Annotated in this window: 23 protein-coding genes and 1 pseudogene; 18 read left to right on the top strand and 6 right to left on the bottom strand. The window is 42.3% G+C overall.

The annotated features are described in order from the left end of the window. Positions 1–2: 2 nt before the first annotated feature. Genes M1P97_RS13625 through serB form a run of 3 tightly spaced genes read right to left on the bottom strand, consistent with a single transcriptional unit; the run spans position 3 to position 2032 of the window. Positions 3–476, bottom strand: a complete 474-nt coding sequence (locus tag M1P97_RS13625) for a C-GCAxxG-C-C family protein (protein WP_195371308.1) — start codon at positions 474–476, stop codon at positions 3–5. A 9-nt stretch (positions 477–485) separates the two neighbouring features. After that, the gene (locus M1P97_RS13620) at positions 486–788 is read right to left on the bottom strand and encodes a Dabb family protein (protein ID WP_195371306.1); all 303 of its coding nucleotides are present in this window, start codon (positions 786–788) and stop codon (positions 486–488) included. 17 nt (positions 789–805) lie between these two features. After that, positions 806–2032, bottom strand: coding sequence for a phosphoserine phosphatase SerB (gene serB, locus M1P97_RS13615; RefSeq protein ID WP_195371304.1), 1227 nt, complete (start codon positions 2030–2032; stop codon positions 806–808). A 156-nt stretch (positions 2033–2188) separates the two neighbouring features. Between serB and M1P97_RS13610 the strand changes: the two genes are divergently transcribed. From M1P97_RS13610 to M1P97_RS13600, 3 genes are all read left to right on the top strand, one after another. Further along, positions 2189–2710, top strand: a complete 522-nt coding sequence (locus tag M1P97_RS13610) for a hypothetical protein (protein WP_195371303.1) — start codon at positions 2189–2191, stop codon at positions 2708–2710. 421 nt (positions 2711–3131) lie between these two features. Further along, positions 3132–3632 carry a thioredoxin-like domain-containing protein gene (locus tag M1P97_RS13605; RefSeq protein WP_129733669.1) on the top strand — a complete coding sequence of 167 codons (501 nt, stop codon included), beginning with the start codon at positions 3132–3134 and terminating at the stop codon, positions 3630–3632. A 103-nt stretch (positions 3633–3735) separates the two neighbouring features. Then, positions 3736–6039 (top strand): family 20 glycosylhydrolase, encoded by a 2304-nt coding sequence (locus M1P97_RS13600; protein ID WP_195371301.1) that lies wholly within the window; start codon positions 3736–3738, stop codon positions 6037–6039. Between the two features lie 488 nt (positions 6040–6527). Here M1P97_RS13600 and M1P97_RS13595 read toward each other — a convergent pair whose 3' ends face one another. Continuing rightward, positions 6528–7901, bottom strand: a complete 1374-nt coding sequence (locus tag M1P97_RS13595) for an aminopeptidase P family protein (protein WP_195371299.1) — start codon at positions 7899–7901, stop codon at positions 6528–6530. Positions 7902–8014: 113 nt separating this feature from the next. Here M1P97_RS13595 and M1P97_RS13590 point away from each other — a divergent pair, with 113 nt between their 5' ends. Genes M1P97_RS13590 through M1P97_RS13565 form a run of 6 tightly spaced genes read left to right on the top strand, consistent with a single transcriptional unit; the run spans position 8015 to position 11785 of the window. Then, a complete protein-coding gene (locus M1P97_RS13590) occupies positions 8015–8359 on the top strand; it encodes a hypothetical protein (RefSeq protein ID WP_195371298.1) in 345 nt (114 codons plus the stop codon). Between the two features lie 18 nt (positions 8360–8377). Then, entirely contained in the window at positions 8378–8800 is a 423-nt protein-coding gene (locus tag M1P97_RS13585; RefSeq protein ID WP_195371296.1) for an ATP-binding protein, read from the top strand. Between the two features lie 6 nt (positions 8801–8806). Beyond that, positions 8807–10186: a [Fe-Fe] hydrogenase large subunit C-terminal domain-containing protein gene (locus tag M1P97_RS13580; RefSeq protein ID WP_195371294.1), complete on the top strand. Its 1380-nt coding sequence runs from the start codon at positions 8807–8809 to the stop codon at positions 10184–10186. Continuing rightward, complete coding sequence (locus M1P97_RS13575; protein WP_249389368.1) at positions 10173–10511, top strand: DRTGG domain-containing protein; 339 nt, start codon at positions 10173–10175, stop codon at positions 10509–10511. Before M1P97_RS13580 ends, M1P97_RS13575 begins: the two co-directional genes overlap by 14 nt. Next, positions 10508–11257: a PHP domain-containing protein gene (locus M1P97_RS13570; RefSeq protein ID WP_249389367.1), complete on the top strand. Its 750-nt coding sequence runs from the start codon at positions 10508–10510 to the stop codon at positions 11255–11257. The genes M1P97_RS13575 and M1P97_RS13570 overlap by 4 nt, the downstream gene beginning before the upstream one ends. A gap of 3 nt (positions 11258–11260) precedes the next feature. After that, the gene (locus M1P97_RS13565) at positions 11261–11785 is read left to right on the top strand and encodes an ATP-binding protein (protein ID WP_249389366.1); all 525 of its coding nucleotides are present in this window, start codon (positions 11261–11263) and stop codon (positions 11783–11785) included. Between the two features lie 6 nt (positions 11786–11791). On the opposite strand, the gene M1P97_RS13560 is transcribed toward M1P97_RS13565, so the two are convergent. Both M1P97_RS13560 and rlmD read right to left on the bottom strand, forming a co-directional pair. Then, a complete protein-coding gene (locus M1P97_RS13560) occupies positions 11792–13183 on the bottom strand; it encodes an MltF family protein (RefSeq protein WP_249389365.1) in 1392 nt (463 codons plus the stop codon). Positions 13184–13194: 11 nt separating this feature from the next. Then, complete coding sequence (rlmD, locus tag M1P97_RS13555; protein ID WP_195371285.1) at positions 13195–14610, bottom strand: 23S rRNA (uracil(1939)-C(5))-methyltransferase RlmD; 1416 nt, start codon at positions 14608–14610, stop codon at positions 13195–13197. Positions 14611–14802: 192 nt separating this feature from the next. On the opposite strand from rlmD, the gene ppdK reads away from it, so the two are divergent. From ppdK to M1P97_RS13515, 9 genes and pseudogenes are all read left to right on the top strand, one after another. Continuing rightward, positions 14803–17523 (top strand): pyruvate, phosphate dikinase, encoded by a 2721-nt coding sequence (gene ppdK, locus M1P97_RS13550; protein WP_249389364.1) that lies wholly within the window; start codon positions 14803–14805, stop codon positions 17521–17523. Between the two features lie 177 nt (positions 17524–17700). Further along, positions 17701–17919 (top strand): hypothetical protein, encoded by a 219-nt coding sequence (locus tag M1P97_RS13545; protein ID WP_195371281.1) that lies wholly within the window; start codon positions 17701–17703, stop codon positions 17917–17919. 87 nt (positions 17920–18006) lie between these two features. Then, positions 18007–18401, top strand: a pseudogene (locus tag M1P97_RS26450) (fimbrillin family protein); the annotation flags it as partial. Positions 18402–18613: 212 nt separating this feature from the next. Beyond that, the gene (locus tag M1P97_RS13540; RefSeq protein WP_195371279.1) at positions 18614–19012 is read left to right on the top strand and encodes a LytTR family DNA-binding domain-containing protein; all 399 of its coding nucleotides are present in this window, start codon (positions 18614–18616) and stop codon (positions 19010–19012) included. Next, a complete protein-coding gene (locus M1P97_RS13535; RefSeq protein ID WP_075557467.1) occupies positions 19002–19655 on the top strand; it encodes an FHA domain-containing protein in 654 nt (217 codons plus the stop codon). Before M1P97_RS13540 ends, M1P97_RS13535 begins: the two co-directional genes overlap by 11 nt. A 132-nt stretch (positions 19656–19787) precedes the next feature. After that, on the top strand, positions 19788–20030 hold the full coding sequence (locus M1P97_RS13530; protein WP_075557468.1) for a hypothetical protein: 243 nt from the start codon (positions 19788–19790) through the stop codon (positions 20028–20030). Further along, positions 20027–20542 carry an FHA domain-containing protein gene (locus tag M1P97_RS13525; protein ID WP_249389362.1) on the top strand — a complete coding sequence of 172 codons (516 nt, stop codon included), beginning with the start codon at positions 20027–20029 and terminating at the stop codon, positions 20540–20542. Before M1P97_RS13530 ends, M1P97_RS13525 begins: the two co-directional genes overlap by 4 nt. Before the next feature lie 14 nt (positions 20543–20556). Beyond that, positions 20557–21360, top strand: coding sequence for a PP2C family protein-serine/threonine phosphatase (locus tag M1P97_RS13520; protein ID WP_195372840.1), 804 nt, complete (start codon positions 20557–20559; stop codon positions 21358–21360). Between the two features lie 45 nt (positions 21361–21405). Continuing rightward, positions 21406–23265 (top strand): serine/threonine protein kinase, encoded by a 1860-nt coding sequence (locus tag M1P97_RS13515; protein ID WP_195372841.1) that lies wholly within the window; start codon positions 21406–21408, stop codon positions 23263–23265. Positions 23266–23272 lie beyond the last annotated feature (7 nt).

The following is a 23272-nucleotide window of genomic DNA, read 5'->3' as shown; positions in this document are numbered from 1 at the left end:
CATCAATCCAATTCATCTTTCAGCATTCGTCCTGCTATCCGGGCTGCATCAGCCACATATTTGCTGCAAGGACGTTTGGCATAATATTCTTTTGTTCTTTCGGAAGGGGTAGGAACAGTCTGGTTGGCTTCAGCAGCAGGCAAAAGACTGCGGCAAATAATCGTACCATGCTTTTCCTTAAACATGTTAGACATTTTCTGCACCATTGCGTAATTCTTTGTTCTGGCTTCCTGGTCATTCTGGTCCAATACAGGATATTTAAACCCGGCCAGCATAGCCATAGCACTTACCGTTCCACATACTTCCCGCATCCGGCCTACACCGCCGCCAAAAGAGACAGACATTTTTTTTGCCATATTCAGATCCAGTTCGAAAACATCCGAATAGGCCAGGAACACAGACTGTGCGCAGTTGTATCCCGATTCAAAGTTCTGAACAGCGTTTTTTACCCGCTCTTCAATATCAAAATCTTTCATAAAGCCTTATTAATACTCGTAGTCAACACAAGCTCTGTCTGCTTTTACCGGACCGATAATGCCCTTTGAGACTGCTACGTGTTCGGGGTGGTTTGCGTATGTCTTCACATCCTCCAGTGAATCGAGTTCCGTTGTAAGAATAACGTCCCAGGTTTCTTCCGGATTTACGTTGAAATCGACACGGATCATGCGCAATACATCGATTTTGTCGATCAAAGCTTCCAAACCTGTTTTAATTTCCTGCATTTTAGCCTGTTTGTCGGCCGGAGTTGCAAACTCTGTCAGTTTAAACATTACAATGTGTCTTATCATAAACGCTTTTATTTAAATTACATTTGTTCTTCCAAATATGAATCTTTGTATCCCAGGAAATATAATATTCCGTCCAGCCCGATCGTTGAAATCGACTGTTTGGCGGTTGCTTTTACTTTTGGTTTCGCATGGAAAGCAATGCCCAAACCGGCTATACTGATCATAGGCAAGTCGTTGGCACCGTCACCAACCGCTACGGTCTGACGGATATCCACATTTTCAACCTGAGCGATCAAACGAAGCAATTCAGCTTTCCGTTTACCATCGACGATATCTCCGATATGGCGTCCGGTCAGCTTACCGTCTACCACTTCAAGCTCGTTTGCATATACATAATCTATATTGTATTTCTGTTTCAGGTAGTTTCCGAAATAAGTAAATCCCCCGGAAAGGATTGCGATCTTGAAGCCCACCTTTTTAAGAATACGCATCAGGCGATCAACCCCTTCTGTGATAGGCAGATTTTCTGCAATGTCTTGCATAACAGAGACATCCAATCCTTTTAATAAGGCACAACGTTGCCGGAAACTTTCGCTGAAATCTATCTCTCCGCGCATAGCCGATTCCGTAATAGCCTTAACCTGGTCGCCAACACCGGCACGGATAGCCAACTCGTCGATCACTTCCGTTTCGATCAGGGTCGAATCCATATCAAAACAGATAAGACGGCGCATACGGCGATACATACTTTCCTCCTGGAAAGAGATATCCATTACCTGTTCGGAGGAGAGTTTCATGAACTCAGCCTTCATCAGTTCTTTATCACGCGGTGTGCCGCGAACGGAAAATTCCACACTCGCCTTCGGAGTCCGTGAGTTTTCATCCAAAGGAATACGTCCTGTCAGACGTTTGATGTCATCGATGTTCATTCCCTGGTCGGCAACAATACGAGTGACACCCGCTATTTGCTTTGCCGTCAGCATACGTCCCAGAATGGTTATAATATACCGGTTCTTTCCCTGCATATTCACCCATTTGGAATATTCTTCTTCTGTAATAGGATTAAAACGAATATTTACATCCAATTCATAACTTTTGAAGAGTAATTCTTTCAAAATATCACCTGAATTTCCTCCACAACTCTGGAAAAGAATACCTAATGATAAGTTGTTATGAATATCAGCCTGACCGATGTCAAGAATGACAGCATTATTCTTTGCCAGAATTTCGGTAAGGGCGGCGGTGACACCCGGGCGGTCAGCCCCGTTTATATTTATCAGTATAATTTCGTCTTTTAGTCCCATGTTTTTTGTTTTATAAGGCAAAGGTAAACAAGTTATATGCAAATTCCGCCATATAAATAAACAAAAATTCAAATGAAATTGTTATTTTTAGAGACGCGTTATATTTAATTTAGAACCTGGCAACCTTAATAAGTCCTGACTGGCAGGCAAATCGAGATGAAAATTCAGTTTGAAATTAAGGAAAAGCTGCCTGAGATTATTGCCGAAATACGGCATTCAGACAAATGGCGAACCAAAGTAGTTGAAAAAACACATGGCTTGGAAAGAGTTACGATTAAAGATCCTAACTATGATTCAGAAGCATGTATTGAAATCTGGGAACATGAGATTCACATCCGAACAGCATGGTCTAACTACACGTATCGTGTTTTTAAGCAAGGCAACGCTTACTGGTGTGAATATATCGGCGCTTACCGCGGGTTGCTGGAGCAGACGTTACTACCTACATTGACTCCCAAAATGAACATTCTCGATTCCGTAGTTGTGGAAAGTTCATTGACAGGAAACAAAAAGGAAACGTTGCGTACTTACAGTACGGAAAACCTGAAGTTGAAGAATTTCCGTCGGGATAATTTCAAAGCGGAATATAATACGACATCACTGCAAGACCATCCGACGATCGTTTACGATGAATATATAAAAGAGGGAATGCCTATGCCTTCTCCTTATAAAGAATAACAAAACTAAGATAAAGTCCGATTTATAGTCGGACTTTATCTCCTTAAAACCAGACTTAATGTTCTTGTTTTTCCTTCTCATGTTAAAATAACATCTATTTTACCCCTGTTTTAAAAGCAAATTATTGTTAACCACCTGCTATAAAACAGCTATTTTCCTAGATTTTCATGCAATAAAACATATAAAAAACCTTGTATTTCACTCGATTTATGTTATATCGTTTGGAAGGAGAGACTCTTTACCTGTATCTTTGCCACCGTTAAAAACAAGAACGCAATTCCTTAGCGAAGGAAAAGCACTTGTTTACTTTCCTGAAAATCAGGAGTCGGACATAAAGGAAAACTGACAAAGAACCGCCTGCAGACCGGTAATTATCCGTAGGAGATTATGTTCCGATTAAGTTTAACGTAAAAATTACATTATGAAGGTAAGAGCTTATGTTCTCATTGTAACGGTTGCATTGGCAACAATGTCGTCCGCTACAAAAGAAGCGAGACCTACCGTGGGTACTAATCCTGGTGATCTGGCTCCGAGAATAGAGTCTTTAGGAAATGAAAGTAATATTAGTTTCCAAAATCATTCCGGGCGTTACACGTTGCTGAATTTCTGGGCAGCTTACGATGCTGAATCGCGAGCCCGTAACGTTCAATTATGGAATGAAGTTAATAAACTAAGTTCGGATAAAATTGCCATGTATTCTGTTTCTCTCGATGAGAAAGAATCAATCTTTACCGAGACGGTAAAGGCAGACAAGCTTAGCGGCACAAAGCAATTTCGTGAAGAACTGGGAAAAAAGTCAGAGTTGTATGGTAAGTTTAACCTGCAAAAGGGTTTGAAGAACTTTCTGATAGACGACAAAGGAGTGATCATTGCCGCAAATGTAACTCCGGATCAATTGGCTGAAGTTATGAATAAGATTTAATCAGTAGATTATTATTTAAAAAGAGCTGTTCTACCCAACAAGAACAGCTCTTTTTTTGTATTTTTGCTTCCAATTTATTACCAAACAAATAAACACAATAAAAATGTATAAACAATTTTTTGCAGCTTGTTCCCTTACCGGAGCATTATTGCTGAGTGCATGTTCGCCCACAACGCCTGTGGCACATGATGTATCTATTATTCCTATCCCCAAACAGATCAAGAATGTCAATGGCGAGTTCACATTGAAAGACGGTATGAATATCGGTGTTGCCGACAAACAATTATTACCGGCAGCCAACTATCTTTCCGACTTGTTATCCCGTGCAACCGGCTATATATATAATGTACGCGAAGGAGATGGCGACATTTCCCTTGCAGTCAGTGATATTGCAGGGCAAAACGAAGGAGCCTATACTTTGGATGTGTCTTCCGGTAAAATTCAGATCAAAGGAAATACATATGGTGGCGTAATCTCCGGTATCGAATCGCTTCGCCAGCTTCTGCCGGCAGAGATCGAATCACCGGAAGTAGTAGCGGATATTACCTGGGGTGTTCCGGCCGTCCAGATCACAGACGCACCGCGTTTCGGGTGGAGAGGGATGATGCTGGATGTGTCACGTCATTTCTCAACAAAAGAAGAAGTGAAAGAATTGCTCGATATGATGGCTCTCTATAAGCTGAACAAATTCCACTGGCATCTGACCGACGACCAGGGTTGGCGTATCGAAATAAAGAAATATCCGTTGCTTACGGAAAAAGGAGCCTGGCGTACCTTTAACAGTCAGGATCGCGAATGCTTGAGACGGGCTAAAGCGGAGGATAATCCGGACTTTGAATTACCGGCCGGGAAGTTACGTATAACACAGGGCGATACTTTATATGGAGGTTTTTATACACAGGATGATATTAAAGAGATCGTAGAATATGCCGGCGTTCGTGGTATCGATGTAATTCCCGAGGTGGATATGCCGGGACACATGTTGGCTGCTGTAAGCAACTATTCAGGTGTTTCCTGTTTCAATGAAACAGGGTGGGGATCTATTTTCTCTTCTCCGGTTTGTCCGGGTAAAGACTCGGCCCTTGAATTTTGTAAAAATGTTTACAGCGAAATAATCCCTCTTTTCCCTTATAAATATGTCCATCTGGGTGCGGATGAAGTGGAAAAGACAAACTGGAAGAAATGCCCGGATTGCCAGAAACGGATGAAAGATAACGGACTGAAAACAGAAGAAGAGTTGCAGGCCTGGTTCGTTCATAATATGGAGAAATTCTTCAACGAAAACGGAAAAGAAATGATCGGTTGGGATGAAATCCTGGAAGGCGGACTTTCTCCGACGGCAACAATCATGTGGTGGCGTACCTGGCATCCGCAATCGGTTCCTGATGCAACGGCACAAGGTAACCATGCTATCCTTTCACCGAACGCTAATTTTTACTTCGACTATCAACAGGATAAAAATTCCCTGCCGGGCGTTTACAACTTCAATCCGATGCTCGAATCGTTGAATGATGCACAAAAGGCTTTGATCCTGGGTATTCAGGCTAATCTGTGGTGTGAATGGATTCCGTCGTTCGAACGTGTACAGTACATGATTATGCCCCGTATGATGGCAATGGCCGAACTGGCATGGAGCGATCCTTCCGTAAAGAACTGGGACGGCTTCAAGGAAAGAATGGTGAAACAGTTCCCACGCCTGAACATCATGAATGTGAATTATCGTATGCCGGACCTGGAAGGTTTCAACAATACGAATGCTTTCATTGGCGAAGGAACCGTAACGATAACTTGTCTTGATCCGAGTGCAGAAATCCATTATACAACCGACGGTAGTATCCCGACATTAGAGTCTCCGCAGTATACAGAACCGATCAAAGTAACGGAAACAACAGACTTTACCTTCCGCACTTTCCGTCCGAACGGAAAGAAAGGCGATATCGTAAAGACCCGTTATATCAAGAGCGAATATGCTCCGGCCGTAGAAGCAACTCCTTCAAAGAAAGGTTTGCAGGCCGTATGGCATGAGTTCAAAGGCAATAAATGTGCAGATATTGAAAAGGCTCCGGTCAATGGCACTTATGAAGTGTCTGAAGTAACTATCCCGGCTGATGTAAAAGGTAACATCGGCCTGGTTGTATCCGGTTATTTCAATGCCCCTGAAGATGGCATTTACACCTTCAACCTGATGTCCGACGATGGAAGTACGCTGACGATCGACGGGGAAATGGTTGTCGATAATGACGGCCCTCACTCTCCGCGTGAAGTGGTAGGCCAGAAAGCATTAGCGAAAGGTTTGCATCCGATCCAGGTGAAATACTTCGACAGCAACGGCGGCCTGCTTCAATTGAAGGTACTGACTGCCGATGGTAAAGAAATACCTGTTAACGCTGATATGTTTGCTTATTAAGAAAGATAAGGAGTAATAGAAAATCCCCGTAAAGAAAGGTAATAACTTCTTTACGGGGATTTTCTATTATTCCTCTTATTGTCTATTATCTTTAAACCTACTACCAACTAATCCTTTAGTTATAACTTATAAACTGAAAGACCATTGTCGGTAAGCTTGATGACGGTGCTCGGTAAGCTTAACGACCCAGGTCGTTAAGCGAATAGGAGATAATGTTTGGCTTAATCGGTCCTGACTTACGGACTAATGGGCATAAGTATAAGTACTAATAATAAGTAATATGAAAAAAATGAAAGTGAAGGGTTTAAGCCAACCCTTCACCTTTTCAGGAACCCCTTCACCTGTATTTTAAACGTTTTATTAACTGTTTTACAACGCATTAGCCTCTGATGGGTGAACGGTGAACAGTTTGAACGTTGTTTTCTACTATGTAGAGTAAAGAACGAGTGATAAAACAAGTTCATTTATTCCAGGCAACTGCATAATGCTTATCTCAGTGCTTCCACTTCTTCCGTGTGCAAAGGTATCTTTTTACCGAGCAGACGGGCACCGTCTTCGGTAATCAGGTAATCTTCTTCGTTACGGATACCGCTGAAATCTTTATAAGTGACCAGTTTTTCGTAATTGATAAATTCGGTGAATTTATTCTGGCCTCTCCATAAATCCATCAGTTCAGGGATAAAGTAAACACCCGGTTCGATAGTAAGAACGAAGCCCGGTTCCAGTTTACGTCCCAGGCGGAGGGACTTACGGCCGAATTCCGTACTCTTCGGCTGTCCGTCGTAACCTACATATACTTCACCCAGATTTTCCATATCATGTACATCCAATCCCATCATGTGACCCAATCCACACGGCATGAACATAGCGTGAGCACCTGCCTTTACTGCTTCCATCGGATCACCTTTAACGAAACCAAGATCTTTCAGACCTTCCATGATCACTTTACAAGACAACTCGTAAACATCTACAAAAGGAATGCCCGGACGCAGTGCTGCCACAGCAGCCTCGTGTGCAGCTACCTGGATATCATAAATATCTTTCTGGCGGGTAGTGAATTTTGAGTCGGCAGGAATGGTAGACGACATATCACCGGCATAACCCATTTCCGTTTCTGCACCGGCATCCAACAACAGCATATCGCCACTCTTAATCATATTGCTATGGTCGTGGTTGTGCAATGTCTGGCCATTGATTGTTGCAATAATAGGGAAAGAAAGTTGATAGTCGTTTGCAAAAGCCACTTCAGCAACAGCTGCTGCCACTTCGCTTTCCCGGATTCCCGGACGAACGGTACGCATGGCAGTCAAATGCATATCGGCTGTTACCGTACAAGCCTTTTCTATTTCAACGATTTCTTCGGCTGTCTTATAATTACGCTGGTTAACAACGCCCATGATAAAAGGAACGGAAGGTTGTTCTGCGCCCGGTACTACACCCAGCCACTGGAACAGCTTGATCTGATGTTCGGCACGGTAAGTAGGCAGGTAATGAACGCGCTGGCTCTTCTGCTGTGCAGCTTTCAGATAAGTTTCTATTTCTTTAAACGGACGAACTTCGGTTATACCGGCAGCTTCACTCTTTTCTTTCAGGGTAGGCTGCGTACCCATCCATACGATTGCATCGATGGTCAGTTCGTCGCCGAAAATAATTTCTTTATCGTTGTCAATATCGATGATGGCAGACAATCCGGCGTAGGAAAGTCCGAAGAAATATAAGAAGGTGGAATCCTGGCGGAAGTGGTATGTATTATCTGCATAGTTCATACCCGATTCATCATTTCCGAGGAAAAGCAACAAACCTGAACCGATAGTCTGTTTCAGTTTAGCCCTGCGGGCCATATACGTTTCTTTGCTAAACATAACTTTAGAATTTTATTTATTGCTACCAAAGATAGTAATTAATATAAACTAACAGGTATCTATTAAAAAATATTTCTTACATTGGCGTCACGAAATTAAACCTTGCATACATTATGAAGATTCAGCAGATACAAGAACTTACCGAAGCGACCGTAGCATGCGGAAGCGATAAGCTAGACCATGAAGTGCAGTGCGCTTTTGCCAGCGACCTGATGAGTGATGTGCTGACGGTGGATTGTAATGAAGTAATTCTCATCACCGGACTATGCAATCTGCAAACGATCCGTACGGCCGAAATGGCAGATGTCTCCTGTATCCTTTTCGTCAGAGGAAAACGGGCGACAGACGAGATGTTGACAGTGGCGGCGGAGAACAATATGATTCTGCTGGAGACGGAACATTCCATGTATCATACAGTGGGGGAGTTGTATAGCAGCGGCCTTTTGCCTGTGTTTTAAAGATAGGAGGAAATCAGCATGCAATTTAGTTTTGAACTCGAAGGGGGAAACTTCTCGAAAGCCGGATATGCATCCAGCCAGATAAAGAAGGTATTAAAGCAATTATCAATCGATTCCCGTATCATAAAAAGGATCGTTGTCGCTTTATATGAGGCCGAAGTCAATGTGGTAGCCCATGCCTGGCGGGGAAATGTATCTGCTACGCTGGATGCCGACAAGATCACTCTGGTCCTGAAAGACGAAGGCCCCGGTATTCCCGATATATCCCAGGCCATGCAGGAAGGTTTTTCTACTGCTTCACCGGCTGTACGGGAGATGGGATTCGGTGCCGGAATGGGGCTTCCTAATATGAAGAAAAATGTGGACGAACTAACAATAGAGAGCAAGGTAGGCGTAGGAACGACCGTACGCATGATTACCTGGTTCGCAACAAAGGAGTAATGCATCATGGAGAAAACCAAATTTTATCATGCACTGAAGATCGATAACGATCGTTGCATCGGCTGTACCCATTGTATGACGAAATGTCCTACACGGGCAGTCCGTATCCGCGATGGAAAAGCCGTGATCCGCAAAGACTGGTGTGTCGATTGCGGTGAATGCCTGAAAGCTTGTCCGACGGAAGCGATCTCTGTGGAACAGGATGACTTTCAGAAAATATTTGGTTACGAGTGCCGTGTGGCCCTGGTTCCTACGGTTTTTATCGGTCAGTTCTCAAAATATACGACAGAAGAAGAGATATTCAGTGCGCTGTATGAGCTTGGATTTACTCATGTCTATCAGGTAGAATTCACAGCCGACATGATCCATCGCGAAATGCTCCGGCAAATGGAACTTGCCGAAGAGAAGCCGGTGATCAGTTCTTTCTGTCCGGCTATTGTGCGTCTGATACAGATCCGTTTCCCGGCATTGGTCGATAATATCCTGCTGGTGAAGACCCCGGTGAATGCTACGGCAACCTATTACCACCAGGTATTGACGGAAGAAGGATACGAGCCGGAGCAGATCGGCCTCTTTTACGTCACGCCTTGTGCCGCCAAGATTGCAGCCCTGAAAGGGGAAGATGGGTATTCTTCCACGATCAACGGGGTGATTAATATGGATACATTATATAATAAGGTATATCATATCCTGCAAAACCGTCCGAAGGGCTATAAACCCGAATGTGTTCTTCCGCCGGCACTTACTAAGAAAGAAATGCGGTGGAGCCAAACGGGAGGGGAGGCTAAACACTTCTCCGGACGTTGTCTTGCCATCGATGAAATACATAATGTGATCGATTTCCTGGAACGGATGGAAACCACCAACGAGGTTCGCAATGTTGACTTTCTCGAGCTTCGAGCCTGCGACCGTAGCTGTGCCGGAGGTGTGCTTGCCGTTGCTAACCGCTTCCTGACTTCCGAACGAATCATGAAACGGTCGATGAAGCGCGACAAAGCTCCGCTTATCTACGCCTCCGAACGTTTCGGTGCCTTGGCTTATTTGAAACAGCACATTACCATCCGTCCGCTTCAGCCTAATCCGAAACTGCTTTATGATGGCAGTATCGAAGAAGTATTGAAGAAGATGGAACAGGTACGTCGCCTGATGTGTTACCTGCCGGGTATCGATTGCGGGGCTTGCGGAAATCCGAACTGCCAGAGCCTGGCTGAAGATATAGTACGCCATGAAGCTCAGTTCAGCGACTGTGTCTTTATGCAGCGTAACATGGAGAAGCATGGTAAACTGGATCAGGAACATGCCTTTCGTCTGATTGAAAAAACCTGGGGGAAAGATCGTTTAAATAAAGATTGTTATAAGAAAGGAGCAAAATATGAAGGTCAGTGATCTGATAAAAGAACTGGAACTTACTGTTTTCTGTGGCGAAGAGAATCTGGATACGGAGATAAAAGGTGGTTATACCAGTGATCTGTTGAGTGACGTAATGGGACATATGGAAGAGGGGATGCTATGGATAACCATGCAAACCCATCAGAATATCGTAGCTGTCGGCACACTGAAAGATGCGGCAGCCGTTTTGGTAGTCAACGGTGCTTCACCGGATGAAGAAACATTGCAGAAGGGCAGAGATGAAGGGATTCCCGTATTGGGTACATCGCTTTCTGCTTTCATCGCTTCCGGTAAGATCTATCAACTCCTACAAAACAGATGACGCTTTACCGGGCTGATTTACACATTCATACTTGTCTTTCGCCTTGCGGAAGTCTGGATATGAGTCCTACGGTCATTGTCGAAACTGCACTTGCCCGTGGATTGGATATCATTGCCATAACCGACCATAACAGTACTTTGCAATGTCGCGAAATACAGGCCTTGGGGGTAGAAGCCGGACTGACGGTGTTTGCCGGGGCGGAAGTTTGCACGCGTGAGGAAGCGCATTGTCTGGCTCTGTTCGGAACTGAGGATTCCCGGTCTGCTTTTCAGGAATATCTCGACCGGCATCTTCCGACTGTCCTGAATGATCCCGAACGTTTCGGTGATCAGGTTTGGGTGAACCGGAACGATGAAATAATGGGAGAGGCCCCATATCTTCTGATCTCTGCACTCGACCAAAATGTAAATCAGGTAGCTGCCTTTGTTAAAAAATTGGGAGGGCTCTTTATTGCAGCGCATGTGGAGCGGCCTTCCTTTAGCCTGATCAGCCAGTTGGGGTTTATCGATCCGTCATTGCCTTTAGATGCTATAGAATATACGGATGCTTCACGTTTTGCCCGTTTACGATCCGAACAGAAGTATCTTTCGAACTATACGTCGTATCCGGCTTCCGATGCTCACTATCCGGAGCAGATAGGAACTAAACCTTGTTTGATACAGGCCTCGGAACCTTTATTCGATAATCTGAAGATGGCTTACAGTAAGAGCCGGGGCCATGCAATATATTCCGCTAATCCGCTATAATAAATGAATACGCTTACATTCCATATTACCGATATAGCTTCCAATAGTGTACGTGCCGGAGCAACCCGTATTCTTTTGGCGATCAGTATCGATGAAGATACCGAAACGATCCGTATTGCCGATAATGGCTGTGGAATGGATGCCGAAACAGTCTCACGTGTTACCAGTCCGTTTTATACAACCCGTACAACCCGTAAATTCGGATTGGGAATACCTTTCCTTATTCAGAATGCGGAACAGACAGGCGGGAGTGTAAAGATCATATCCCAACCGGGGGAAGGTACAGAGGTTACGGCATGTTTTAATACCTCCCATATAGACTGCCCGCCCTGGGGGGACTTGCCTGGGACAGTGGCTATGTTGATAACCGGTAATCCGGGGATCAATGTGTATTTTATGTATAAAAAAGGAGAGCAGGAATTTAAATTGAGTACGGAAGAACTTCTAAGTGTTTTTGAGGACATTCCGCTCAATCATCCGAGAGTCATACTTGCCATAAAAGAAATGATAGCAGAAAATCTGGACTGATTGATGTTAGCTGGTCTTTGATTTGTAATAGTCGAACCGTTGTAATACTTCGCGGACATAGTTGAATGTCTCCGATCCACGCAGGTAACCATGTTTGCAGACCGGATCGTTATAGTATTCCGGATCGCTTTTCAGACGAATATATTCTGCCACATTATCTTCCCAGATTAATGGGTTCTTTCCGTATTTCTCAGCCAGGCGTTGTGCATCGTAAACATGTCCGATCCCTGCATTGTAAGAAGCCAGTGTAAATTTGATCTTTTCCTGTGGGTCTGTTATTTCTGAAAAGCCCTGACGAAACTTTCGCAAACAGTCCACTCCGGTACGGATACCGATATCGGGATCTTTCAGTTCGTGCGGAGTAACACCAAGTGCCCGGGCTGTGTTCGGCATAATGCCCATCAAACCTTCGGCGCCTGCCCATGAAACAACCGAAGGATTGAAATGTGACTCCTGATAAGAAATGGAAGCGATCAGTTGCCAATCCCATCCTATATTCTTGGAATGCTTTTTAAACAGGTCGTCGTATGGGGAGATATGTCCGTTCTTTACGGGGGGCAGATCGGTGGTCAGCGGTTGCTTACTTAACTCGAAATATCGCTTCATCGCAGCCTTATAGACATGTGAGCCTGATTTATCGGAGGCCCAGGCATTGATTGCTTCTGCCAGCTTCGGGCTGGTTTTACGAACCAACCAGGAAGAGCGTTGCATAAAGCTGACTTTCAGTGAAACGTTGATGTTCCAGAAATAAGTCTTATTCAGGCGGGCGATGTTATCGTCGCTGATAGTGTAGGGGATCTCTCCCTGCGAAACCATCGATATCAGGTCTTCGGTGGTAATCGTATCTTTTTCTATATCTTTTATATGTATACCGCCACCCAATTCTTCATCCAGGTTTTTCAAACGTTGGTAGTATTTGGTCGCCGGCCTTACATAGATGTCTTTACCGATAAGCTGTGTTACGTCTGTGAGGATTGTGTCGCCTTTGTTGGCACGCTGCACCAATACCTGGCTGGTTTGTTCTTCACGTCCGCAATAAAGATAGTTTTCTTTCAATTTATTGTTCACCAGGATAGGATAAGCTACGACATCAGCTTCACCGGCTTCGAGCATTTCGATCAGGCGGGTTGCGTTTTCCGCCACTTTGATATTCAACTTTAAGCCTTCGGAACGTGCAAAGTCTTTGATCAGATCGTATTCGTATCCCATCGGTTCCATCTTATACTGGAAGTAAGAGGTGGAACTGTAAAGCGTGACGGCGGTGATCTCGCCGGCAGCCTTCAATTGGGGAAGGTCCATAGACACCAAATCGTCTTCCTTTTGCTCTTGTTGCTTATTGCCGGAACAGCTACTCAAAAGCAAAGCGATATACAAAAGGGAGACGATTTTCCTATACATTATTATATATGTTATTCTTTCTTTTCCAGTAATACTACATTTTCCACATGATGCGTATGTGGGAACATATCTACAGGTTGTACCTTTTTTACGGCATATTTCACATCGAGCAGGCTTAAGTCGCGTGCCTGTGTTGCCGGGTTACAGCTGACATAGACGATACGCTCCGGTTCGGCAAAGAGGATGGTGTTGATTACATCATCGTGCATGCCGGCACGTGGCGGATCAGTAATAATAACATCCGGACGGCCGTGTTGGTTTATGAAATCGGCAGTAAGAATATCTTTCATATCGCCTGCATAGAAAAGTGTGTTTTCAATCTTATTCAGGGCTGAATTTACTTTTGCATCTTCAATGGCTTCAGGAACATATTCTATCCCAATGACTTTCTTTGCCTGGCGTGATACGAAATTAGCGATCGTTCCGGTTCCTGTATATAAGTCGTACACCATTTCGTTTCCGGTCAGTCCGGCAAATTCACGGGCTACCTTATATAGGTTGTAGGCTTGTTCGCTGTTTGTCTGATAGAATGATTTTGCTCCGACTTTGAATTGAAGGCCTTCCATCTCTTCGATGATATGGTCTTTACCACGGAAAACACAAATCTCCTGATCGGTGATCGTGTCGTTACACTTTTCATTTATTACATATAATAAGGAAGTGATTTCCGGGAACTGTTCAGCGACATGGGATAATAAAGCTTCCCGGCGCTCTTTGTCTTCATGATAGAATACAACGACAACCATCAGGTCGCCAGTCGATGCTGTGCGGATCATTAATGTACGCAGGAAACCTTCCTGATTTCTAAGATCATAGAAAGGATATCCTTCGTGTGTCAGGCAATAGTTCTTGATACAAAGACGAATACGGTTTGAAATATCATCCTGCAACCAACATTTGTTGATATCGAGCACTTTGTCGAACATTCCGGGAATATGGAAACCGACACCGTTCATGCAATCGAATGTAGCTCCGGACTTTACTTCTTCTTCCGTCAGCCACTTCTTATTGGAGAAAGTATATTCAAGTTTGTTCCGGTAGAAAGTGGTGCGTTCAGATCCCAGGATAGGGAAAATCTCTTCCATTTTTATCTTTCCGATACGGGTCAGATTGTCGATTACTTGCTTGTGCTTATACTTTAACTGCTCCTTGTAGGGGAGATGTTGCCATTTACACCCGCCGCAAACACCGAAATGTTCACAAAAAGGGGTACTGCGTTCCGTTGAATACTCGTGAAAGTATACTGCTTTACCTTCGGCATAACTATTCTTTTTACGGGTGAGTTGGATATCGACAACATCGCCGGGAGCGACGAAAGGAACAAAAACCACTTTGTCATTCACTCGTGCAATCGCTTTACCTTCAGCGGCTACGTCTGTAATTGTTACCTTTTCCAACAAGGGTAACTGCTTCTTATTTCTTGCCAATTTTATCTGTGTTTAAAATTTTCGCCACGCAAATGTACATATTTAGCTGATATGAATACTAAGGAATGGTTATAAAACATATAAAATTAATTAACTTTCCATATCCTGTGTACTCGCAAATAGCATATATTTGCACCATTGCAATGTAGAGATAGCAAAACTGAAATCTAATAAATAAAAACTGTCTGACACATGGAAAAGAAAAGAGTTTACACATTCGGAAATGGAAAAGCCGAAGGAAAAGCGGATATGAGAAATCTGCTGGGTGGTAAAGGTGCAAACCTTGCCGAAATGAATTTAATTGGTGTTCCGGTTCCTCCGGGATTTACAATCACTACAGATGTCTGCTCGGAATATTATGAACTGGGCCAGGAAAAAGTAGTAGAGTTACTGAAGTCGGACGTTGAAAAGGCTATCGCTAATGTAGAAACGTTGATGAACTCCAAGTTCGGAGATGTAGAAAACCCATTATTGGTTTCTGTCCGTTCAGGAGCACGCGCTTCTATGCCGGGTATGATGGATACGATCCTTAACCTGGGATTGAACGACGAAGTAGTAGAAGGGTTGACACGTAAAACAGGTAATGCTCGTTTTGCATGGGACTCTTATCGCCGTTTTGTTCAAATGTACGGTGATGTTGTTTTGGGTATGAAACCGACCAGTAAGGAGGATATCGACCCGTTTGAAGCCATCATCGAAGAAGTAAAAGAGGCCAAAGGCGTGAAGTTGGATAACGAACTGACCGTTGACGACTTGAAAGTATTGGTGGCTAAATTCAAAGCTGCCGTTAAGAAACAAACCGGAAAAGACTTCCCGACATGTGCCTATGAACAATTGTGGGGTGCTGTTTGCGCTGTATTCAACTCATGGATGAACGAACGTGCTATCCTCTATCGCCAGATGGAAGGTATTCCTGCCGAATGGGGAACAGCGGTTACTGTTCAGGCTATGGTGTTCGGTAATATGGGTGAAACTTCTGCTACGGGTGTATGTTTCTCTCGTGATGCCGGTAACGGTGAAGACCTGTTTAATGGTGAGTATCTGATCAATGCGCAGGGTGAAGATGTTGTGGCCGGTATCCGTACTCCGCAACAGATCACAAAGATCGGTTCACAACGTTGGGCCGAACGTGCAGGTATTCCTGAAGCAGAAAGAGTCGCTAAGTATCCTTCTATGGAAGAGGCTATGCCCGAAATCTATAAGGAACTGGATGCTTTGCAGACGAAACTGGAAAATCACTACCGTGACATGCAGGATATGGAATTTACTGTACAGGAAGGCAAACTGTGGTTCCTTCAGACTCGTAACGGTAAACGTACCGGTTCTGCTATGGTTAAGATTGCTATGGATCTGCTCCACCAGGGTATGATTGACGAAAAAACAGCATTGGCCCGTATTGAACCGAATAAGTTGGATGAACTGCTTCACCCTGTATTTGATAAGGCTGCTCTGAAAAAAGCAAAAGTATTGGTTAAAGGATTACCTGCTTCTCCGGGAGCTGCTACCGGCCAGATCGTGTTCTTTGCTGAAGATGCTGCCGAATGGCATGCTGCCGGAAAACAGATTGTATTGGTTCGTATCGAAACATCTCCTGAAGATCTTGCCGGTATGGCTGTAGCCGAAGGTATCCTGACAGCCCGTGGTGGTATGACATCACACGCAGCCGTAGTTGCCCGTGGTATGGGTAAATGCTGTGTATCCGGTGCAGGTGGCCTGAATATCGATTATAAGAAAAAGACAATCGAAGTAGGAGGTGTTACGCTGAAAGAAGGTGATTTCCTTTCTATCAACGGTTCTACCGGAGAAATATTTGAAGGCAAAATAGAAACGACTGCAGCTGAACTTTCCGATGACTTTGCAGAATTGATGAAGTTGGCTGACAAATATACAAAACTACAGGTTCGTACCAATGCGGATACTCCTCATGATGCAGAAATAGCCCGTGCATTCGGTGCCAGTGGTATCGGATTATGCCGTACGGAACATATGTTCTTTGAAGGTGAAAAGATCAAGGCAATGCGTGAAATGATCCTGGCAGAAGATGCAGAAGGACGTAAGAATGCATTGAAGAAAATCTTACCTTATCAGCAAGCTGACTTCAAGGGTATTTTTAAGGCTATGCATGATCTGCCTGTCACTGTCCGCCTGCTCGATCCTCCTTTGCACGAGTTTGTTCCTCACGATCTGAAAGGCCAGGAAGAAATGGCTGTTGCTATGGGAGTTTCTGTAAAGACTATCCAGCAGCGTGTTGAATCGCTTTGTGAACATAACCCGATGTTGGGTCACCGTGGTTGCCGTTTGGGTAATACATATCCTGAAATCACAGAAATGCAGACACGTGCCATCTTAGGTGCAGCACTGGAATTGAAGAAAGAAGGCATTGTTGCTAAACCGGAAATTATGGTTCCGCTGACAGGTATCTTGTATGAGTTTAAAGAACAGGAAAAAGTAATCCGTGACGCCGCAGAAAAGTTATTTGCTGAAGCAGGAGATCGTATCGAATTTAAAGTTGGTACAATGATCGAAATTCCGCGTGCTGCTTTGACTGCCGATCGTATCGCTTCTTCTGCCGAATTCTTTTCATTCGGTACAAACGACTTGACTCAGATGACATTCGGTTATTCTCGTGACGACATCGCCTCTTTCCTTCCTATCTATCTGGAAAAGAAGATCCTGAAGGTAGACCCATTCCAGGTGTTAGACCAGAATGGTGTTGGTCAACTCGTAAGAATGGCTACAGAAAAAGGTCGTGCTATCCGTCCGGATCTGAAATGTGGTATTTGCGGTGAACATGGAGGTGAACCTTCTTCTGTTAAGTTCTGCCACAGAGTAGGTTTGAACTATGTTTCCTGCTCACCCTTCCGCGTGCCTATTGCACGTATCGCAGCGGCGCAGGCAGCGATAGAAGATTGAGATTTACTGTAATAAATAAGTGATAAATCGATAAATTAAGAAGGGTATTCTTTTTGAATATCCTTCTTAATTCGTTTTAAAATATATACTATTATAAGGTATTTATTTCGTTATCTTCAAATTATAATTACATTTGTATTAAATATTTCATTTTATCTATTAATATAGTAAAGACTTATGGCACGTAAAGTAAATTTTTCAAAGAAGATCGAGAAAATCAAAGCTCAGCTGGATGAGTTATCTGTAGAAATTGAGAATGGTTCTAAGAATGAAGATGTCGTGGTAGAACAGAAAATAAAAATATCCGATATCGACTTCGAAAGTGAAGAAGTTGCAACATTAATGAAAATCCAGGCTCGTTTATTACGCGTAATTCAAGCAAAACTAAAAGGATAAAACTTCGTATTTATACCTGTTAAAGAAGGATATTCTATTTCAGAATATCCTTCTTTTGTGTTAATAAGCCTCATATCCCACACTTGATTGTATATAACATCTTCTCCGTGAGTATTGATGGGAGTAAATGGATACAAAATGTATCTGGAAAATTGTGCTTTCGATTTTTATGCAGTGTCTGATAATTTCTCAACCAGCAACCCAGGTTGTTATTGAAGTAACGGAAGGAGATGGAATTAAATTGAATAAACTGGTTTCAGCAATGATTACTCCTCCGTACCCGGGGCGATGGATGTGATGGTTAATGGAGAAAATCTTATACTGTGGATGTTCCGGTTCCGGGAGGAGAGCTAAAAGCTGGTGATTCCTATTTGTTTAATGCAATAATAGATGGTAATACAGTTACATTTTCAAGTGTAAATGTAAAAAACTGGACTGAAGTGGATGAAACGGGAAACCCTCTTTATCCTACTTTGAAGTAATATAGCTCCTTCGTTTGCCTCTTTCGGGTAGAGCGATTGAAATTTAAACGTTAACTAATCTTTGTCAAACGACTTAAGATTCAAGAATAAAAGAGAAATATTTCAGATAAATGTTCCTCTTTCCATTTATATTTCTTTATAAATTATTGCCGGTATAAAGATAAAATACCGTATATTTGTTACTTGATGAAATAAAAAAACAATATCAACGTATGGAGCGGTATTTAATAATTAAGACGAGGGATGAGTTGTTACGAATAAAGATAGGGCAGATACTCTACTTTGAAGCTGACAGAAATTATACTAAATTACTATTATCCAATGGGATCCAATTTACGTTTGCTATTAATATTGGTAAAATAGAAGAAATTCTTGAAAAGCAGGTAGCCGGCTGTAACAAGATATTAATGAGAGTTGGGAAAAGTCATATTATCAATAAAAATCATATTTTGCAGATCAATTTACCTAAACAAAAACTGCTATTATTAACTGAAGAGGGTAAACCTCGTGAACTTATAATATCCAAAGATCCTTTAAAAGTGCTAAAAGAATCGTTGGAAAGGGAGATGGGTAAATCAGAAGAACCAAAAGAAATTAAAGATGAAGATTAAAATTGGTAAAGCTGAAGATAATGATTTTATAGTTAATGATCCTCATGTAAGTAGACATCATGCTTGTCTGGTTCGTGAGGATCATGGCTGTTGGTTGTTGGAAGATCTCGGCTCTACTAACGGAACTTTCGTCAATGGCTCACAGATCGTCAAAAAGCGTGTTACACCGACAGATAAGATCGTGCTTGGAACCGGATATATATTGAACTTGTCTGAAGCATCGAAATCTAATAATGATTATAGTGAAGAATTTGCAGCATTAAAGAATGTATATGATAATTATATTCAAGCAAAAGTTAAGATACAATCTGCTAACCAATTCAAAACAAGACTATTCCAGTCGTTACCTTTTGCTTTACCTGGTATAATAGGCGTTATAATAGGTTTTTTAGGTAAGGGGAGTCCTGAGTTGTTTGGATTGAGTTTGTTCATTACCATTTGTGCACCGACAGTAGGTATCTATCTGGGTGCGAAGCAAGCATCCAAGACCCCACAGCAGCTGCAAGATATAGCAAACCAATTCAAAATAGATTATGTTTGCCCTAAATGTGGTACTTTTCTTGGTGAAATACCTTGGGAATCGCTAAGAAACAGAAAGCAATGTCCTGTTTCTTCCTGTAAAGCGAAGTGGGTCAATGAATAAGTTTCGTATCTCAAAAGGGCACCGTTTGTACAGAAAACCCAATCCTTTGATTATAAGAGAGAATTAGATATTTATTAATCCATTACTTTTCCTACTTTTGTTTCCAGAAAGATTATTTAATATCAAACCAGTATGCAAGAGGAGGAATACACATTCGTTACACTCGACGGTGACGACTCCGTATTTAGTGATGCGGTAGTTGTAGATGTGGATGGGGAAAATGATTTATCTGATGTCGTGGTTATCGACAATGATAGTATGGATGTTTCAGATTTTATTACATTATCTGATGATACTATAATGTTGTCTGATGCTGATATGCATGATACTTTCTCTACTGATATCGATGAAGCTGATTTATCATTTATGCTATGATTTCAGTAAGATGTCCACATTGTCACGTAGGATTAAAGGTAGACGAGGGGAAATTACCCCTCGATCTTACCTCCTTTAAATGTCCGAAGTGCAAACAGCCGATTCCTGTCTCTTTGCTTCAACTGGGAAAGAATGATATTGATGCTGATCAGGATACAATTCTTGTTAATCCTGTATCGAACAGTACGGGACAACTAACAGTTGTGAGTGATCCGGCAACTCCCGAGCAAATTTTTCCTCTCTACGAAGGTATTGCAATCGTTGGTCGTAAGTCTAATGCATCCAGTGCAACAATAGGAATCGTGACCGCTGACAAATCAATGAGCCGGGAGCATATACGAATAGAAGTTAAAAAAGACCCTAAAGGGGGGTATAAACATTATCTTTCTGACAATAATAGTAAGAACCATACGTTATATAATAGCAATTACCTGGAGAATGGAGAAGTAGTAGTGCTAAAAAATAATGACGAGATCATTATCGGCCATACTGTTCTTCGATTTAATGAATAAAATTTGTTCGTGCTATGATTATAACGATTGGTAAACCTTGGGCCGTTTGTGAAAAAGGCGGCAGACAAAACAACGAGGATTCTATCTATCCGTTACCAGAAATGGTAAATTCCAATCAAAAGTTATTTCTGGTCTGCGATGGAGTAGGCGGATCGGAAAAAGGAGAGATTGCCAGCTCATTAGCTTGCGAATCTTTTCAAAGTTTTTTCTCTACTTTTCTGGAAGAAGAACCGTCGGAAGAATTTATCAATAAAGCGATCAGGTATACAGAAGCACGTTTTGACGATTATGTAAATTCACATCCGGAGGCTAAAGGAATGGCCACAACATTAACTATGGTGTCTGTTGGAATTTCAGGTATAACGCTTGCTCATATCGGAGACAGCCGGATTTATCAGTTTCGCCGTGGGGAGATTATCTACCAGACAGAAGATCATTCATTGGTAAATTCCCTCGTCAAGTTAGGAAAAATTAGTAAAGAAGAAGCAGTCACCCATCCTCAGAAAAATGTAATTATTCGTGCTATACAGGGAACAGAACATCCAACAGAAGCTGATGTAGCCTTATTAAACGATATACAAGCTGGCGATTTCTTTTTTATGTGTACCGATGGTGTGTTGGAACGCCTTAAGAATGAGGATTTATCATATATCTTTTCCACTCACAGTAATCCGGAAGACATAAAAGATGCTATCATGGCCTCTTGTTGCGGAAAAACCAGGGATAACTTTTCCTTTTATATTTTACCAGTTCAAAATGTTGGTGAATCTATCGGAATAAAACAAAATATTCTCTCTTTCCTTTATTCTTTTATATAAATAACGTAATTTTGGCAGATTAAAAAGAGAATTGCACGAGAAGTTATGAATTTGCCAAACGGACATCTTCTTCAAAATGGAAAATATAGGCTTACCCATATAGTTGGTCAGGGCGGCTTTGGTATAACTTACAAAGGCGTTTGGTTTACAGAGGTTAAAGGACCGCTGGGAACTATCAAGACCGAGGTTCCTATATGCGTAAAAGAATATTTTTTCAAAGATTACTGTTACAGAGATCCTGAGTCTTATGCTGTCAGGGTGCATTCTGAAACGGGAAGGGCTCTTTTTGATAAGTTCAAAGAAAAGCTGATCAAAGAAGCGAAGATATTATCTGAAGTTCATCATCCCCATATTGTTAATGTATTGGAAGTATTTGAAGAAAATGATACTGCCTATATTGCTATGGAGTATATTTCGGGTAATAGCCTTAAATATATGATGGATAAGGAAGGAGTTTTGCCTGAAGCTAAAGTGTTGAGATATGTTCATCAGATCGGGGAGGCTCTACAGTTTGTTCATGAGAAAAATATTCTTCACCTGGATATCAAGCCCAGTAATATATTGATTGATCAGAATGGGAAAGCCCGACTGATTGATTTCGGTGTAAGTAAACGATATGATATCGAACAGCAGGAAACAAGTACCACTATGTTAACCTTATCGAAAGGTTTTGCATCTATAGAGCAATACGACAATGAAGGTACCCAAAATTTTTCTCCATGTCCGGATATTTATTCGTTAGGGGCAACGATGTATAATCTCTTGACCGGAAAGATACCAACAGAATCTATTCTGCGGGCAACACGTCCCTTACCGGCTCCCAGTGAACTGAATCCGACCATTTCTGCTAAGACAGAGGCCGCCATTATCAAAGCGATGCAAATTATTCCGGCAGACCGTTTCCAGTCTGTATCGGAAATGCTTGCGGAACTAGACTTTCCCCAGATTGAAGACGAGACAGTAAAGAAAAATATATCGTCACCCGAGTATTTTGAGGAAGACGAGACAACAATCTTATTTACAACTCGTCTGCCTCAATCAAAAGGAGTGGAAGACGATGAAACGGTATTGAATAACGTTGATATACCCGTTGTGCCTAAAAAGAAAAAAAGAAAAGTTACGTTAATATCTTTACTTATTATTATATTTGCAAGTATAGGTTCGGCGGTAGCTCTCTTTGTACAACGGCATAAACCGACACTTCCGGTAGCAGAGATGGTAAATGCGACCCCGGAAGGGAAGACAGATCCTGTAGAGGATCCGGTTATATCGAATATGATGGAAGAAAGTAATGCACCCGAAGTTATTGAAGAAAAAACAAAAACTGAAAGTGTAAACGATGGTAAAACAAATAAAGATCAACAGGAAGTCCAAACCAAACCGGAGATTAAGCCTGAGGTTGTTGCACAACAGCCGGCTTCTGTAAAACCGGAGGTTAAGCCCGAAGTGAGAAATGTTGAACAACCGGTAACCAGGTTACCGGAACGCTCAAAGGAAGAAATTAATGCTGAATATCTATCTTTGATCAATTCAGGAAAAGAGAAGATGACAACTGCTGATTTCTCTGGTGCAAAAGCTGATTTTACCAAGGCTTCAGAGATCAAAATGACGCAGGAGTTATTCGATCTTATTGGAGATTGTAAACTCAAAGAAAACGAAAGTAATCTGGCAAAGCGAAAAGCCCAATATGAAGAAAAGATGTCTTTTGGAAAATATACAATTGTACGAAAGAAATCAACGGGGAATTATGGCGCTATTGATGCTGAAGCGATGGAGCACATTCCTTGTAATTACAAGAATGTAGGAAAAGCAGATAATGGACGGGCATTTGAGCGTGCCGACGGTTTGTTTGACATATATAATACAGAAGGAGTGTTGATTAATCAAGGTGTACCGTATTATTAAATGTGTT

This window comes from Parabacteroides leei (genome assembly GCF_023369805.1).
GTDB lineage: Bacteria > Bacteroidota > Bacteroidia > Bacteroidales > Tannerellaceae > Parabacteroides > Parabacteroides leei.
This window is presented reverse-complemented; position numbering and strand designations above follow the sequence as displayed.